Raw genomic sequence first — 15,547 nt, 5'->3', positions numbered from 1 at the left:
GCCCGGAGCCGCTGATGCCAGGACCCCTGCGCCGCCCGACCGGGGCTCCGGCCTGGCTGTGGATCCCTGCGGCGCTCGGCGCCGCGTTCCTCCTCGTGCCGATAATCGGGATCCTCTTGCGGATCGATCCGGGCCGCCTCGGCGAGGTCATCACCGCCCCCGAATCCCTGCTGGCGATGGGACTGTCCCTGCTCACCGCGACGATCGCTGCGCTCATCAGCCTCATCATCGGCTTCCCGCTGGGATACCTGCTCGCGACCACCCGCTTCCGCGGTCAGCGCCTCGTGCGCACCCTCATTCTCCTGCCGCTCGTCCTGCCCCCGGTCGTCAGCGGTCTCGCCCTGCTCTACACGTGGGGGCGCTCGGCCTACCTCGGCCGCCTGCTCACCGAGGCGGGGCTCGGGCTCGCGTACACGACCGCCGCCGTCGTCGTCGCCCAGATCTTCGTCTCACTGCCCTTCATGGTCATGTCGATCGAGACCGCGGTCGCCGCCCGCGGACAGCGCTGGGAGCTTGCCGCCGCCGAGCTCGGAGCGACCCCGACGAGAGTGTTCTTCACCGTCACCGTGCCCATGCTCGTCCCCGGCATCATGACCGGCACCGTGCTCTGCTTCGCCCGCTCCCTCGGCGAGTTCGGGGCGACCCTGACCTTCGCCGGCTCCCTGTCCGGAGTGACCCGGACGATGCCGCTGCAGATCTACCTCGTCCGCGAATCCGACCCGCAGTCGGCGATCGCGCTGTCCCTCCTCCTCATCGTCGTCGCCCTCCTCATCATCGTCCTCGCCTACCGCTCACCCCATGCGCCGAGGCTGCGCGCAGTTCGCGGGAGCGCTGAGGCCGTCGACGGGTCCGTCGCCCCTGCCGCCGGAGACACTGACGACGGAGACGCTGCCGATGGTTTCGGGCCCACACGCGTCCTCGACCGTGTCCACGACAGGGGTGCGAACGCCAGCGCGATCGGTCGAAACGCCACCGACACGATCAGCCTGCAGGCGACCGAATCCGCACGCGGCATCGCCCTCGACCTCGACATCCCGGTCGGCACGACGACAGCGGTCATCGGCCGCAACGGCGCCGGGAAGTCGAGCATGTTCGAGATCCTCACCGGGGCGCTGCCGGCCGAGTCCGGAACCCTGCGCATCGGGGACCGGACCGTCTTCGACGTCGCTGCGGGACTGTGGCCGCCCGTCCACGCCCGCGGCATCGTCCACCTCAGTCAGCACCCCCTCCTCTTCCCTCACCTGAGTGTCCTCGACAACGTCGCCTTCGGTCTGCGCGCCCGCGGACTCCCGCGCGAGAGCGCCCGCGCACAGGCCGCGGCAATGCTCGACCGCCTCGGCGTGGGGGAGTGCGCGCACCGTCGCCCCGACGCCGTCTCCGGGGGCCAGGCCGCCCGGATCGCCCTGGCCAGGGCTCTCGTCGTCGACCCCACGCTGCTCCTCCTCGACGAACCCCTCGCCGCCCTCGACGTCGACGTCAGGGTCGGCACCCGCCGGGTGCTCGCCGAAGTGCTGGCCGATCGCAGCGCGATCCTCATCACGCACGATCCCGCGGACGTCACCGCGCTGGCCGACACGCTCGTCCTCATCGACGCAGGATCTGCTGTCCTCACCGCGCCCGTCGCGGAGATCCCACCCGCCGAGGCGGATGGGGCCGAGGATTTCCTCCGCAGCTTTTGCGAGACGGACGCCCACGGCATACTGTGCAGTAGATCACAGCAGGGCTGATCGCCCCCGATTCGAAGGAGCACACCGACGTGGCCGAACTCTCCTATTCCTCCGGACCCTCGCAGGCACCGCTGCGCGGGGAGACGATCGCAGCGAACATCCGCCGCAACGCCGCCGAACACCGCGAGCACATCGCGCTCGTCGACCGGGGCTCGGATCGGCGGTGGACGTACGGAGAGTTCGACGACGACACCGACGCGCTGGCCGCTGCCTTCCTCGACCGCGGCGTGCGCAAAGGCGACCGGGTGGGCATCTGGGCCCAGAACGTCGGGGAATGGGCCCTCGTCCAGTACGCGACGGCGAAGATCGGCGCGATCCTCGTCAACGTCAATCCCGCCTACCGCGCCCACGAACTCGAATACGTCGTCAAGCAGTCCGGTATGACCCTGCTCATCTCCCAGATCCTCGCCCCACCCCACTCGGACTTCCACGCCCTGGCCACCGAGGTCGCCGCCGCGGTGCCCGGTCTCCAACTCATCTTCCTCGACACGGTGCCCGAGGCACTCGTCGGCGACGTCGCGCTGGGGGAGCGCGAAACCTTCTCCGGCCTCCTCGCCCAGGGGCGGGCGCTGCTCGACGACGACGGAGCGAAGTACGCCGTCCGCCTCGAGCAGGCCGCCGCCGAACTCTCCGCGGACGAACCGATCAACATCCAGTACACCTCGGGGACGACCGGCTTCCCCAAAGGGGTGACGCTCTCCCACCACAACATCCTCAACAACGGGTTCTTCATCGGCGAACTCCTCGGCTACAGCCCCGCCGACGCCGTCGTCCTGCCCGTGCCCTACTACCACTGCTTCGGCATGGTCATCGGCAATCTCGCAGCGCTCAGCCACGGTGCCTCGGTCATCCTGCCCTCACCCGGCTTCGATCCGGCCGCGAGCCTCGAGGCCGTCGCCGCGGAGCAGGCGACCTCCCTCTACGGCGTGCCGACGATGTTCATCGCCGAACTCGGACTCCCGGACTTCTCCGCCTACGACCTCTCCACCCTGCGCACCGGGGTGATGGCCGGATCCCCGTGCCCGGTCGAGGTCATGCGCCGGGTCATCGACGACATGAACATGTCCGAGGTCGCCATCTGCTACGGGATGACCGAGACCTCACCGGTGTCGACGATGACCCGTGTCGACGACTCGCTCGAGGCCCGCACTCAGACCGTGGGGCGGGTCATGCCGCACGTCGAGGTGAAGATCGTCGACCCTGTCACAGGGCTCACCATGCCGCGGGGGCAGAAAGGCGAACTGTGCACCCGGGGGTACTCCGTCATGCTCGGGTACTGGGAGGAGCCGGACAAGACCGCCGAGGCGATCGACGCGGCCCGGTGGATGCACACCGGTGATCTGGCGATCATGGACGAGGACGGCTACGTCGACATCTCCGGTCGCATCAAGGACATGGTCATCCGCGGCGGGGAGAACGTCTACCCGCGTGAGATCGAGGAGTTCCTCTACCAGCATCCGGCGATCAGCGACGTCCAGGTCATCGGCGTCCCGGACGAGAAGTACGGTGAGGAGCTCATGGCCTGGGTCATCCTCAAGGACGGATTCGACACACTCACCGCCGCCGAGGTGAAGGAGTTCGCCGCGGGACGTCTCGCCCACTTCAAGATCCCCCGCTACGTCGAGGTCCGCGAGTCGTTCCCGATGACCGTCTCCGGCAAGATCCGCAAGGTCGAACTCCGCGAGGAGGGCGAACGGATCGTCAGCGCGAGCTAGGTCACAAGTTCATCTCAGTTCTCCTGTGAACACCCAGGGTTTCTCATGTGAGCTGGTCATTCATTAAGATCAGTGCACATGAGAGCTGAATCACAGCCGTTGGTCTCGATGACGGACGTCGAGAAGCACTACGGCGACTTCCATGCGCTGAAGCACATCAACCTCGACATCCACGAGGGTGAGGTCGTCGTCGTCATCGGTCCCTCCGGTTCGGGCAAATCGACCCTGTGCCGGACGATCAATCGGCTCGAGACGATCACCTCGGGCTCGATCACGATCGACGGCAAGGAGCTGCCGGCCGAAGGCGCTGCGCTCGCGCAGCTGCGTTCCGACGTCGGCATGGTCTTCCAGTCGTTCAACCTCTTCGCCCACAAGACGATCCTCGAGAACGTGACGCTCGGTCCGATCAAGGTGCGCAAGCTGAAGAAGTCCGACGCGGACAAGCAGGCGATGGCTCTGCTCGAACGCGTCGGCGTCGCCCACCAGGCCGACAAGTACCCCGCCCAGCTCTCCGGCGGTCAGCAGCAGCGTGTCGCGATCGCCCGGGCCCTGGCGATGAAGCCGAAGGTCATGCTCTTCGACGAACCCACCTCGGCGCTCGACCCGGAGATGATCAACGAAGTCCTCGACGTCATGGTCGAACTCGCGAAGGAGGGGATGACGATGGTCGTCGTCACCCACGAGATGGGCTTCGCCCGCAAAGCCGGCAACCGCGTCGTCTTCATGGCCGACGGGGAGATCGTCGAGGTCGCCGATCCTGACGAGTTCTTCACCAACCCGCAGAGCTCCCGCGCCAAGGACTTCCTCTCGAAGATCCTCACCAACTGATCCGACCACCTGGTTCTGCACGACACTCACAAGGAGAAACCATGAAGAAGCTCAGAGTCTCAATCGCCGCCGTCGCGGTCGGGCTGCTCGCCCTCTCCGGCTGCGGCCAGGGCGGCACCCCCGATGCTCCCGCCGAAGGCGGCGGGTCCCAGGCGGCGGCCCCGGAGTACCCGGTCAATGACAGCGCCGACGTCAAGGACTCGAAGACCTGGCAGGCGGCGAAGGACGCCGGCAAGCTCAAGGTCGGCGTCAAGTTCGACCAGCCGGGCCTCGGCAACGTCAAGGCCGGGTCCGATGTCCCCGAGGGCTTCGACATCGAGATCGCGAAGATGGTCGGCGGCCAGCTCGGCTTCACCCCGGACCAGCTCGACTTCGTCGAGACCGTCTCGGCCAACCGTGAGCCCTTCCTCCAGCAGGGCACCGTCGACATGGTCATCGCGACCTACACGATCAACGATGAGCGCAAGAAGGTCGTCGACTTCGCCGGACCGTACTACGTCGCCGGTCAGGACCTGCTCGTCAAGGCCGACTCCGACATCGCCGGTCCCGAGGACCTCGCGGGCAAGAAGGTCTGCTCCGTCGACGGATCGACCCCGGCCCAGCGCATCCAGGACGAGTACAAGGACGCCGAACTCGTCACCTACGACACCTACTCGAAGTGCGTGACCGACCTCCAGTCGGGTGCTGTCGACGCGGTGACGACCGATGATGCGATCCTCCGCGGCTACGCTGCGCAGAACGAGGGCGAACTCAAGGTCGTCGGCAAGCCGTTCTCCGAGGAGCCGTACGGCATCGGCCTGCCCAAGGGCGACACCGCCCTGCGCAACGCCGTCAACGATGCGGTGGAGAAGAGCATGTCGGACGGCGACTGGAAGAAGGGCTTCGAATACACCCTCGGTTCGTCCGAAGGCGTGAAGATGCCCGAGGTCGACCGTTACTGACCGAGTCCGCACACTGATGCGATGCGAGGGCACCACGCGGTGCCCTCGCATCGATTAAGGAACCCGGGATGGATTTCGTCCAGCTTCTCGAGCTCTTCGGCTCCGGCGTCTGGGGCACGGTCAAGCTCTTCACCGTCGCCCTCGTCGGCTCCCTCGTGCTCGGCACGATCCTCGCCGCGATGCGGGTCTCACCGACCCCGGTGCTGCGGATCGCCGCCTCGACGTACATCAACATCGTCCGCAACACCCCGCTGACCCTGGTGATGTTCTTCTGCGCGTTCGGGCTGCCCTTCCTCGACGTCCGCTTCGGCGATTCGAGTTCGTTCAACTCCTTCGTCTACGCGACCCTCGCGCTCACCGCGTACACCGCGTGCTTCGTCGCCGAGACGCTCAAAGCCGGCATCCAGACCATCCCCGTCGGGCAGGCCGAGGCCGCCCGGGCGATCGGGCTGACGTTCAACCAGACGCTGACAGAGGTCATCCTTCCGCAGGCGTTCCGCACCGTCATCCCGCCGCTGGGCAGCGTCGTCATCGCGATGCTCAAGAACACGTCGATCGCCTCGGCGTTCAACAACCGCGAACTCATCTCCGCGATGCGCAACGCGATCGAGCTGCGCGGCGACCTCGTCATCCCGATCCTCTTCGGCACCGCCTGCGCGTACCTCGTCCTCGCCCTCATCCTCGGAAGAATCTTCGACTACCTCGAGCGGAAGCTGGTGATCCTGCGATGAGCGCACCGACAGAGGTCCTCTTCGACGCGCCCGGCCCCAAGGCCCGCCGCAACAACGTCATCCTCTCGATCGTCTCGACGATCGTGCTCGCCGCCCTCATCGCGTTCATCATCTGGAAGTTCGCCGAGGCGGGTCAGCTCGAACCCGAGAAGTGGTATCCGTTCACGTTCACGCAGATCCAGCTCGTCCTCCTCGAGGGCATGCTCGCGACCCTCAAGGTCGCCGCGGTCGCCTCGGTGCTCGCTCTGGCCGTCGGTGTCGTCTTCGCCCTTCTGCGCCTTTCCTCGAAGCGCATCATCTCGGTGCCCGCGACGATCGTCCTCGAGTTCTTCCGCGGCGTGCCCGTGCTCCTGCTCATCTTCGCGACGTTCCTCCTCTTCGGCAACACGATCGGTCCCTTCTGGTCCGTCGTCATCGGCCTGACCCTCTACAACGGGATGGTGCTCGCCGAGATCATCCGCGCCGGCATCCTCGCCGTACCCAAGGGCCAGCGGGAGGCTGCGATGGCGATCGGCCTGCGCCCGGGGCAGGTGATGAGCCTCGTCCTCATGCCGCAGGCGCTGCGGGCCATGATGCCGACGATCATCGCCCAGATCGTCGTCCTCCTCAAGGACTCGGCGCTCGGCTTCATCGTCACCTATCAGGACCTGCTCTACCAGGTCAACCTCATCGGCCGTGAGTACAATAACCTCCTGCCGACGTTCATCGTCGGGGCCGCGCTGTTCATCGTCATCAACATGATCGTCGCCGGCTTCGCACGGTGGCTCGAACGCCGGCTGCAGCGCAAGACCACAGCCGACGTCGAGGGCGAAGGACTGACGACGGCACCCGTGCGATGATGAGGACGTGAGGATGGAACCCGAACTCAGTGCCACTCCGGTGACGATGCGACGCAACCGCGACCGGGACCGCTTCGAGCTCTTCAGCGCCGAGGATGAGGCGTTCATCGGATTCCTCGCCTACCGGCAGACCGAGTCCGGTGCGCTCGAACTCCAGCACACGATCATCTCCGAGGAGTACTCCCGGCGCGGCTTCGCCCGCACCCTCGTCACCCTCGCGCTCAACGAGATCCGGGCCGAGGGCGGGACGATCGTGCCGCAGTGCACGTACGTTCAGGACTATCTCGAACGCTTCCCGCAGTACGCCGACCTCGTGTCGGCGAAGTGAGCGGACCGGCCGGCCGATTCGCTCCCAGCCCCAGCGGTGACCTCCACATCGGCAACATCCGCACCGGTCTGCTCGCGTACGCGCGGGCCAGGCAGACCGGCAGGCGTTTCCTCTGGCGCATCGAGGACCTCGACCGGGTGCGGGCCGGTGCGGCCGCGTCGCAGCTGAGGGTCTTCGCCGACCTCGGCGTCGTCCCCGACGAGGAGCCCCTCGTCCAATCGCAGCGCCTCGACCGCTACGCCGCGGCCATCGAGTCGTTGTCCGCGGCGGGACTCGTCTACGAGTGCTACTGCTCGCGCCGGGACATCCAACAGGCCCCCTCTGCACCCCATGCGCCGCCCGGGGCGTACCCGGGAACCTGCCGCAGCCTCGGCGAGGCAGAGCGTGTCCGCAGGCGTGCCGAGCTCGTCGCCGCAGGCAGGCAGCCGGCGCTGCGCCTGCGCACGGAGAACACGGAGATCACCGTCGCCGACGGTCTGCTCGGGACGATCACGGCCCCGGTCGATGACTTCGTGCTGCGCCGCGGGGACGGCGTCTACGCCTACAACCTCACCGTCGTCGTCGACGACGCGGCCAGCGGCATCGACGAGGTGGTCCGGGGCGACGACCTCGCGTCGTCGGCACCCCGGCAGGCCCACCTCGGCGAACTGCTGGGCGCCGCGGAGCAGTCGTGGCTGCATGTCCCGCTCGTCCTCGGCGAATCCGGGGCGAGGCTGGCCAAACGCGACGGCGCTGTCACCGTCGACGAGCTCGCCGCGCTCGGCTGGAACACGGCGGATATCTACGCGTGGGTGTGGCGGTCGCTCGGCAGCGACGGGGGAGTGGGACTCGGGGACCGTCCGTGGGCGACGATCGACGACCTCGTCGACGGTGTCGACTTCGCATTGCTGCGACGGGAGCCGAGCGTGTTCCTCCCACCGACAGCCGCGGACGCCTCGACGTTCGCCGACGGCATTGCACCGAGCGCCTGAGCCGTGCCTCTTGAGCGGCGGCCCTGAGCCCTGCCCCTCGGGCGGCGGCCCTGAGCCCTGCCTCTCGGGCGGCGGCCCTGAGCTCTGCCTTTCGGGCGGCGGCCCTGAGTCAGACCGCTCAGGCGGCGGAGTCGACGGCGCCGGCGATGACCTCGGCGTAGATCGATTCGAACGTGTCGAGGGTGTACTCGATGTCGTGGACGGCGACGACGTCGAGGGACGCCTTGGACATGGCCGCGCGTTCGGCATCCGTCTGCGTGCAGATCCGGGTGAACCGGTCGGCGAGGGCGTCGATGTCGCGCGGCGGGAAGAGGTAGCCGTTGACGCCGTCGCGCACGAGGTGCGGCAGGGCCACCGCATCGGCGAGGACGACGGGTTTGCGGGAGGCCAGCGCCTCGAGCGTGGCGATCGACTGGAGTTCGGCGGTCGAGGGCATGCAGAAGAACGTGCACCGGGCGTAGGCGTCCATGAGCTCGGTGTCGCTGACCTTCCCGAGGACGTGGATGCGGTCGGCGATGCCGAGTTCGGCGGCGAGCGCCTTGAGCAGCTCCTCCTGATCGCCGCCGCCGACGATGTCGGCCTCGAGGCCGAGCGCCGGGTCGGTCTTCGCGACGGCGCGGACGATGTCGTCGGCGTGCTTCTCCGCCGAGAGGCGACCGACGAAGAGCACCCGTGGGGCGTCGCCGTCACCGAGGCCCGGCGCGTGCTCCTCGTCCTGGAGGTGGGAGAAGCGTTCGAGGTCGATGCCGCACGAGACCGCCCGGATGGGGGAGGTGAAGCCGTTCTGCGTGAGCAGGTCGGCGGCGAGCTGCGTGGGCACCGTGATGAAGTCCGCGGACTGGAACTTCTTCCGCAGGTCCCACCAGGCCAGGGCCGTGCCGCCGTCGATGAGGGGCTTGGGCGCGCGCAGGTAGGGCCGGACGTTCTCGGGCATGAAGTGGTTGGTGGCGATGACGGGGATGCCGCGGCGGATCGATTCGGAGAACGCGTAGCGGCCGATGACGAAGTGCGCCTGGGTGTGGACGATGTCGGGGCGCAGGGTGTCGAGGAGGCGGGCGATCTCCGGCTTCGTCTCCCACGGCATGCAGATCGTCCACGTCGGATGGAGCATCCAGCGGTGGGAGGTCAGCCGGTGGACGGTGACGCCGTTCTCGACGGAGACCGAGGGGGTGCCGGTGGCCGAGGGGCACGCGACGTGGACGTCGTTGCCGCGAGCGGCGAGTCCCGCTGCCAGTCGTTCGGCGAACTTCGCCGCTCCGTTGACCTCAGGGGCGTAGGTCTCGGTGGGGATGAGGATGCGGCGTGCGGGGGTGGGAGATTGTGCGGACAGGGTTCAACACTCCTCGGTGTCGGTCAGCTGGTCTGTTCTGCGGGCGTCGCGGCGGGCGTTCTCGCGGTCTCGGACATCGGGATGATACCGAGACAATACAACGACCCCGAGACACGCGACCAATCCTGTGATCGTGATGACGATGATGAGCCACAAGGGGGCTTCCTTCGCTTCGCCGAGGACGACGGAGCCGAGGATGACCGCGGCGATCGGGTCGACGACGGTGAGCCCGGCGATGACCATCTCCGGCGGGCCGGCCGCATACGCGTTCTGGACGTACCACGAGCCCAAGGCGGCGGCGGCGATGAGGGCGACGACGTTCTGCCACGTGACGTTCTCGATGCCGGCCCGCAGGAATTGGACGCTGACGAGGTGGGCGTTGGTCGCCACGCATGCGAAGAGCAGGCCGGCGGCGGTGATGAGCACGAGCTGGGGCGCATGCTTGAAGAAGATCATGATGACCAGGCCGATGACGACGATGATCCCGGTGATCCACACCAGGGGCATGGCATCGGCGCCGAGGTGGACCTGCGTCCGCGCCGTCGTCGCGGAGAGCGCGACGAAGACGGTCACGCCTAGGGTGCACCAGACGACGGACTGGACGAGGCGGCGGTTGACCTTGAGTCCTCGGTAGCGGACGCCGAGGAGGACGGAGACGATGAGGGAGAACGCGCCGATCGGCTGGACGACCATGACGGGGGCGAGCGCGAGGGCGAGGAAGTTGCCCAGGGTGCCGAGCCCTAAGATGAAGAGTCCGAGCAGCCATTTCCGGTTGCCCAGCAGTTCTTTGAAGTGGTCCCAGCTCAGGCCGTTGTGGGAGTTGTCCTGATCGGCCACCGCGTCATGCTGGTAGAGGGCCCCGAACGCGAGGGCCACGGCTGCCAGAACGGCGAGGGCGATGGCCACTATCGTCACGTGTGCTGCTTCCGTCGGGGATGGGTTCGGGGTCTCCACCGATCGTACCGCGCGGTAGCCGAGAAGACCCTCAGATTCGGGCGATTGTGCGGATTCCCATCCCGCCGAGGTGGGGCAACCCGGAGGTCGGTTGCGTGCGTGTGAGCCAACGCACACGCCCTCGTTTTGCCGGGGTGGTCGGACCTTTGCTATGCTGTTTTCTCGTGCGCAGGTCACTGCCACCTTCCTCCGTAGCTCAGTTGGCAGAGCATTCGACTGTTAATCGAAGGGTCGCTGGTTCGAGCCCAGCCGGGGGAGCAGGAGAAGGCCCCGTCGTCCGCGACGGGGCCTTCGTCGTTCTGTGATCGCGAAAGTGTCGCTTACGTGTAGCTTTCCCATTTCTGCACCTCTGGCCTCGCGTGCGTTTTGAACCCCTTGAGTGCACCGACGGGGACGGACTTCCGATCCCAATAGGCTGCGTGCCCGACGGCCTTGGTATGGCCCGTGACGCGTTCGATATCGATCGGGTTAGCCCCTTGCGCGAGAAAGCCCGTTCTCCACCGTTCTTCGCAACGTGTGGTTCGTTGCCCAGATCAGGCCTGGAAGTCCATGACGTTCCTGACAGCCTTGATGGCGTACTCCGGATCGAGGTCCGTTACACGTGCCGAGGTGAAGACAAATGGCTGCTGTGCTTCGGTGGCCTCGCCTCCGGGGATGAGTCGCTCGAGTGCATCCTTCCTCGCCCGGAAGATGGTCACAAGACCGTCCGGCAGCGGGATGGTGCGGGCTGAGAGGTCGCTCTTTTCGAAGTATTCCCAGATCAGTCTTTCGCCCTTGTGGCGAACCAGCTCCCCGACGCAGCTGATGGTGTTGGCTGCGAAGTCGATGTCGGTCCAGCGCACCGGGGCACTTTCGCGGATTCGAGGACCGTTCGTCGCGGCGATATAGAGTATGTCGGCGATGCCGCGCTCTCTGAATGAGTTGGATTGACGCACATGTTCGGTGCGGAGGCGACATCGAGAAGGTGGTCCACATGTCCGTCGGTGAGCTGGTCATTCAGCTCCCGGGTCGAGGCGTTCTTGCGGACACGCCGATCCGGGCCTCTCGCCGCCAGTAGGGCGGACATATCTCTGACCGGGGGATGCGGCTGATGGTGCCGCCGTCGCAGTCTGAGGCTGTGGCCAATGACGTTACGGTGGGAGATCTGCGGGATGGGCTGAAGAAATCCGATCTTCCGTCAAAGCAGGTGACAGCCCCGAACGGGGACAAGGCAACGGAATACACTCTTCCGTCTGGGTCAAAGTTCATCATTTCTAATGAAGTGTCGGGGATTCAGCCTTACGTCACGGGCGGCGTGCTGAAGAACGGCCGGGGCATATGGCTTGAATTCAACCAGACTGACCAAAAGGCGATTAAGGGCGGTGGAGCAGCGGCTGCTCTTGCGATTATCGGTAAGATCAATCCTGTTGCCGGCGCGGTTGCCGGCGTCATCGCAGCTTTTGTTGCTCCCTATATTGCGGATAAGGGTATTTGCTCGGGGAACAAGAAGCTGCGCGTTGAAGCGGACTGGAACGGTGCGTTGACGAGCACTAAGTGTGTTTGAATCAACTTTACGCAAGAGCTGTAGACTCGTCCTGTGTACAACGGAAGGAGCCGTATGTTCGCCCCCTCTGATAGGTCTCGCACTCGAATGTCAACCTGGATCGTGCTCAGTTCGTTTGCGCTCTTCTGGGTGAGCCTGACGATGGTCGTTTTTGTCAACGAGAGCCAACCAGCCGCTATGTACATTAGCGGGGCGGCGTTCGTACCCCTGGTTCTTGGCGCGCTGCTGATTACCCGAAGTTCTCGTAAGCGCAGACGATGACTCGCTGGAAAAGTATGGATAGGGAGCCACCCACCTCGTGCGAGGTGGGTGGCTCCCCGACTTAGATCAACCTCGGCGGACGCGCCCAACTCCATTCGCTGCGTGTCGCGGGTAGTGGATGGCTCGCAGACTCCGCATGTAAGTCTGCTTCATCAGCGGGAGTCACCGACAGAAGAACCCGTCCGGCTTGGTTCACGTATTCCCATGGTTCGAGATGACGAGAACTCAGTGTGGTCGCCGTGGACACGTGTCTAGTGCCGAAGTATCCAACGGAGGTGCGCCCGCGCCTTCCGGTCGCCGAAACCAGCATCGCCGAACCCGCGACAGACGGCGACGGCATCGGGATCGAAGTTGATTGCGTCAGCGACCTCATCCCACGTCGCACCCTCGGCTGCCAGCAGCTCGATGAGGTCGCTCGTGGCAATCGTCGTGTGCCGAACGGGCGTCGTGCTAACCCGTCGCCGTTCGTCGACGGCAGTGTCCAGGCGATGGGCAGTAGCGGGCGTTGCGCGCGTCCGATCACTTCTCGTGAATACAGTCGAAGAGTAACTTGGACACGCCGACCGACACGTGCGACGAGTCTTCGGTCGCCTGCGACGTCCCTTCTGACGGCGACTTACGAGAGAAGAAGTCGGTGGCGTGGTCGGCCCTTTTGCCGACAATGCGGCCAGATTCGATCTCGGTGCGGATCGTGCCAGGGGAGCCATCGGCCTTCGGCGACAGCCAGCCCAGTGGCCGGTCGAGATCGGCGTGCACCTTCGCTCGGCGCCTGTGCGGAATCCGTTTGAGATCGAGGTCCCGGAGACGGGGTGTGGGCGCACCGATGAGTACCTGCAGCGGCGCAGGTTCGAATGCGGCAAACACCTCGTCAGTGAACGACTCCATCCTCCGGGCCGGCGAAACGGATTCGTCGACCACGCAGGCCTCGCGGATGCCGCTTGGGCGTTCGACCTCGAGCCCACGTGCCCTCTGCTGCTCCGGGGTGAGGTCGGGCGCTCGAATACGGCGGCCGTGACGATCGCGGTCAGGGACGAACCGACTCCGCCGGTCGGCACGCCGGGAGATCGTCCGCGCGCAGTCGTCGCCGCTGCCTCAGCGTATCCGTGACATCGACCGGATCATCGATTGGTGCGCCTGCCGGCGTCTCGAGACCGATCGGCCTCGCACCTCACCGTTCGAGGTACTCGTCACCGACTCCATCTCGGTGACACACCCTCATCCCAGGCCCAGGGTAGGCAGTTGTTCTGAGATCCGGAGGGCAGATCGTGGTCGTTGGACGGCGCAACCTCAGTCAGGGCGAGAACTCGCTGAAGTGATAGACCATGTGGTGCCTGGGTCCTGAATTGCCGGAGATGGCACTCTGGGCACTGATCCTTGCAGTGCTCGTTGCTCTCGCGTCGTTCGCAGTGTCCTTCAACGGGCTCATCTCGGCGGCAGGATGGGCCGGAGCACCGCCTGTGCTGAGGTCGGCCGTTCCGCTCGTCGTCGGCCTGTCCATCCTCGTGTTCACCGTGGCCGCGGTGGTCACTCGTGCTCGCGGTGCGAATTCGCGCCTTTCGTGGGCAGCGGTCGGACTATTCACTGCGGTGTCGACGGTTACCAATGCCACCCATGCGCTCTCCGACGGTGCATCGACGGCGATGACAACGGCATCGGTGGTCGCCGGCGCTGGGATTGCGGGTCTCATGCCGGTCGCGTGCTTCATCGTCACTCACACGGCCGTCTCTGTCGTTGTGGCTCCGCCCCACGGTTCGGTGGCGGCCAGGCGCCGTGCCGAGCGCGAACGCGTCAGGAGCGCCGTCGGCTCCCCGCCGAGTCCAGGCTCGAACGATCGTCTCGATGCACCGCGACGCCAACGGGGCCGCCCTGATTCGACCCAAGTGCTGGCATCGGCGGCTCGGTCGATGACACAGCGGCAGATTGCTCACGAACTCGGGGGTGTCGAAGTCGGCAGTCCAGCGGATATTCACAAAAGCAGGTTGAGGGCGAGACGTGTCGTTCTTGTGAAGTTTCCCCGTGAGGATACGTGATTCTTGATGATTCGAGATGATGACCAATCACGTATTGTTCGAAGTCGGACCCAATTCGCACCTCTCTCACCAGGGAACATACCTTTTGCCGCTGTTAATCGAAGGGTCGCTGGTTCGAGCCCAGCCGGGGGAGCAGGAGAAGGCCCCGTCGTCCGCGACGGGGCCTTCGTCGTTCCCGAGGCAGACACGCATTCAGTCGTGGCACCGTCGTCGTCCCAGCTCATCGTTCCTGGTGATCGGCACCCCACTCTCACTTGACGGAATAACTGATGGCCCGACCCGGTTGTCGTGAGTATGAAGGCATTCGGATTCCTCAGTTTCGGCCACTACGGCCCCGGCACCGCCCCCGGAGAGTACGGCGCGAAGGAAGCACTCCAACAAGCCGTGGAGATCGGTGTCGGCGCCGACGAGATCGGCGTCAACGGCGCATACTTCCGTGTCCACCACTTCGCGAAGCAGGCCGCTTCGCCCATGCCGCTGCTCAGCGCGATCGCCGCCCGCACGAAGAACATCGAGGTCGGCACCGGCGTCATCGACATGCGATATGAGAACCCCCTCTACCTCGCCGAGGAATCGGCGGCCCTCGATCTCCTCTCCGACGGCCGGGTGGCGATCGGCATCAGCCGGGGATCACCGGAGCCGGCCGAACGGGGCTGGGAGTCGTTCGGCTACCTCGACGCCGACGACGCCAAGGGTGCGACGATCGCCCGCGCGAAGTTCGGGAAGTTCATGGACGCGGTGCGCGGCGACAAGGTCGCCCCGGCCGATCCGGCGCAGTTCGGTCCCGGCGCGCGGCTGGCGATCGAACCTTACGCTCCGGGCCTCGACAAGCGCATCTGGTGGGGAGCCGGCACGGCGGCGACAGGGGAGTGGGCGGCCGAGCAGGGCGTCAACCTCATGAGCTCGACCCTGCTCACCGAGGCCACCGGCGACTCCTTCGGCGACCTCCAGCGGGCGCAGATCGACAAGTTCCGCGACGCCTGGAAGGAAGCCGGACACGACTGGACCCCGCGGGTGTCGGTGAGCCGCAGCATCTTCCCGATCACCACGGACCTCGACGACCTCTACTTCGGCCGCCGCTCCCGGGAGGACAGCGACCAGATCGGCATCATCGACGACACCCGCTCGACCTTCGGCAAGACCTATGCCGCGGCACCGGATGTGCTCATCGAGCAGCTCAAGGCCGATCCGGCGATCGAGGCCGCGGACACCGTGATGCTCACGATCCCCAGCCAGATCGGCGTCGACTACAACCTCCACGTGCTCCAGTCCTTCGCCGAGCACGTCGCTCCCGCCCTCGGGTGGAAGCCGAACTGGGAGGGCCCGGTCACCGGCTACCCGGTGTGAGT

The 15,547-nt window shown here is 66.1% G+C and carries 15 protein-coding genes and 1 tRNA gene; 12 read left to right on the top strand and 4 right to left on the bottom strand.

The features are described from left to right. The first annotated feature begins 14 nt into the window (after positions 1-14). The 8 genes from AACX88_RS03705 (at position 15) to gluQRS (ending at position 8,080) form a co-directional block, all read left to right on the top strand. On the top strand, positions 15-1,727 hold the full coding sequence (locus AACX88_RS03705) for an ABC transporter permease (RefSeq protein WP_339391752.1): 1,713 nt from the start codon (positions 15-17) through the stop codon (positions 1,725-1,727). A gap of 29 nt (positions 1,728-1,756) precedes the next feature. Next, on the top strand, positions 1,757-3,442 hold the full coding sequence (locus AACX88_RS03700; RefSeq protein ID WP_339391751.1) for an AMP-binding protein: 1,686 nt from the start codon (positions 1,757-1,759) through the stop codon (positions 3,440-3,442). Positions 3,443-3,541: 99 nt separating this feature from the next. Beyond that, positions 3,542-4,270, top strand: a complete 729-nt coding sequence (locus AACX88_RS03695) for an amino acid ABC transporter ATP-binding protein (RefSeq protein WP_339391978.1) — start codon at positions 3,542-3,544, stop codon at positions 4,268-4,270. Positions 4,271-4,311: 41 nt separating this feature from the next. Beyond that, positions 4,312-5,211 (top strand): transporter substrate-binding domain-containing protein, encoded by a 900-nt coding sequence (locus AACX88_RS03690; protein ID WP_339391750.1) that lies wholly within the window; start codon positions 4,312-4,314, stop codon positions 5,209-5,211. A gap of 68 nt (positions 5,212-5,279) precedes the next feature. Continuing rightward, positions 5,280-5,942, top strand: a complete 663-nt coding sequence (locus AACX88_RS03685) for an amino acid ABC transporter permease (protein ID WP_339391749.1) — start codon at positions 5,280-5,282, stop codon at positions 5,940-5,942. Then, positions 5,939-6,781, top strand: a complete 843-nt coding sequence (locus AACX88_RS03680; RefSeq protein ID WP_339391748.1) for an amino acid ABC transporter permease — start codon at positions 5,939-5,941, stop codon at positions 6,779-6,781. The genes AACX88_RS03685 and AACX88_RS03680 overlap by 4 nt, the downstream gene beginning before the upstream one ends. Before the next feature lie 13 nt (positions 6,782-6,794). Then, positions 6,795-7,109, top strand: coding sequence for a GNAT family N-acetyltransferase (locus AACX88_RS03675; protein WP_339391747.1), 315 nt, complete (start codon positions 6,795-6,797; stop codon positions 7,107-7,109). Continuing rightward, positions 7,106-8,080 (top strand): tRNA glutamyl-Q(34) synthetase GluQRS, encoded by a 975-nt coding sequence (gene gluQRS / locus AACX88_RS03670; protein ID WP_339391746.1) that lies wholly within the window; start codon positions 7,106-7,108, stop codon positions 8,078-8,080. Before AACX88_RS03675 ends, gluQRS begins: the two co-directional genes overlap by 4 nt. A 118-nt stretch (positions 8,081-8,198) precedes the next feature. Here the strand turns inward: gluQRS and AACX88_RS03665 are convergent, their stop codons facing one another. After that, positions 8,199-9,371, bottom strand: coding sequence for a glycosyltransferase (locus AACX88_RS03665; protein ID WP_339391977.1), 1,173 nt, complete (start codon positions 9,369-9,371; stop codon positions 8,199-8,201). A gap of 42 nt (positions 9,372-9,413) precedes the next feature. Beyond that, complete coding sequence (locus tag AACX88_RS03660) at positions 9,414-10,325, bottom strand: DMT family transporter (protein WP_339391745.1); 912 nt, start codon at positions 10,323-10,325, stop codon at positions 9,414-9,416. 224 nt (positions 10,326-10,549) lie between these two features. Between AACX88_RS03660 and AACX88_RS03655 the strand changes: the two genes are divergently transcribed. Continuing rightward, positions 10,550-10,622, top strand: a tRNA-Asn gene (locus tag AACX88_RS03655). 275 nt (positions 10,623-10,897) lie between these two features. On the opposite strand, the gene AACX88_RS03650 is transcribed toward AACX88_RS03655, so the two are convergent. Further along, positions 10,898-11,206 carry a site-specific integrase gene (locus AACX88_RS03650; protein WP_339391744.1) on the bottom strand — a complete coding sequence of 103 codons (309 nt, stop codon included), beginning with the start codon at positions 11,204-11,206 and terminating at the stop codon, positions 10,898-10,900. Positions 11,207-11,481: 275 nt separating this feature from the next. Here AACX88_RS03650 and AACX88_RS03645 point away from each other — a divergent pair, with 275 nt between their 5' ends. Beyond that, positions 11,482-11,907, top strand: coding sequence for a hypothetical protein (locus AACX88_RS03645; protein ID WP_339391743.1), 426 nt, complete (start codon positions 11,482-11,484; stop codon positions 11,905-11,907). 780 nt (positions 11,908-12,687) lie between these two features. On the opposite strand, the gene AACX88_RS03640 is transcribed toward AACX88_RS03645, so the two are convergent. Continuing rightward, positions 12,688-13,086, bottom strand: coding sequence for a hypothetical protein (locus tag AACX88_RS03640; protein ID WP_339391742.1), 399 nt, complete (start codon positions 13,084-13,086; stop codon positions 12,688-12,690). A gap of 434 nt (positions 13,087-13,520) precedes the next feature. Here AACX88_RS03640 and AACX88_RS03635 point away from each other — a divergent pair, with 434 nt between their 5' ends. Together AACX88_RS03635 and AACX88_RS03630 are read left to right on the top strand one after the other, a co-directional pair. Further along, positions 13,521-14,198, top strand: a complete 678-nt coding sequence (locus AACX88_RS03635; protein WP_339391741.1) for a DUF2637 domain-containing protein — start codon at positions 13,521-13,523, stop codon at positions 14,196-14,198. 294 nt (positions 14,199-14,492) lie between these two features. Continuing rightward, a complete protein-coding gene (locus AACX88_RS03630; RefSeq protein WP_339391976.1) occupies positions 14,493-15,545 on the top strand; it encodes an LLM class flavin-dependent oxidoreductase in 1,053 nt (350 codons plus the stop codon). The last annotated feature ends 2 nt before the right edge of the window (positions 15,546-15,547 follow it).

Source organism: Brevibacterium metallidurans (assembly GCF_037101285.1).
GTDB classification, from domain to species: Bacteria; Actinomycetota; Actinomycetes; order Actinomycetales; family Brevibacteriaceae; genus Brevibacterium; species Brevibacterium metallidurans.
This window is presented reverse-complemented; position numbering and strand designations above follow the sequence as displayed.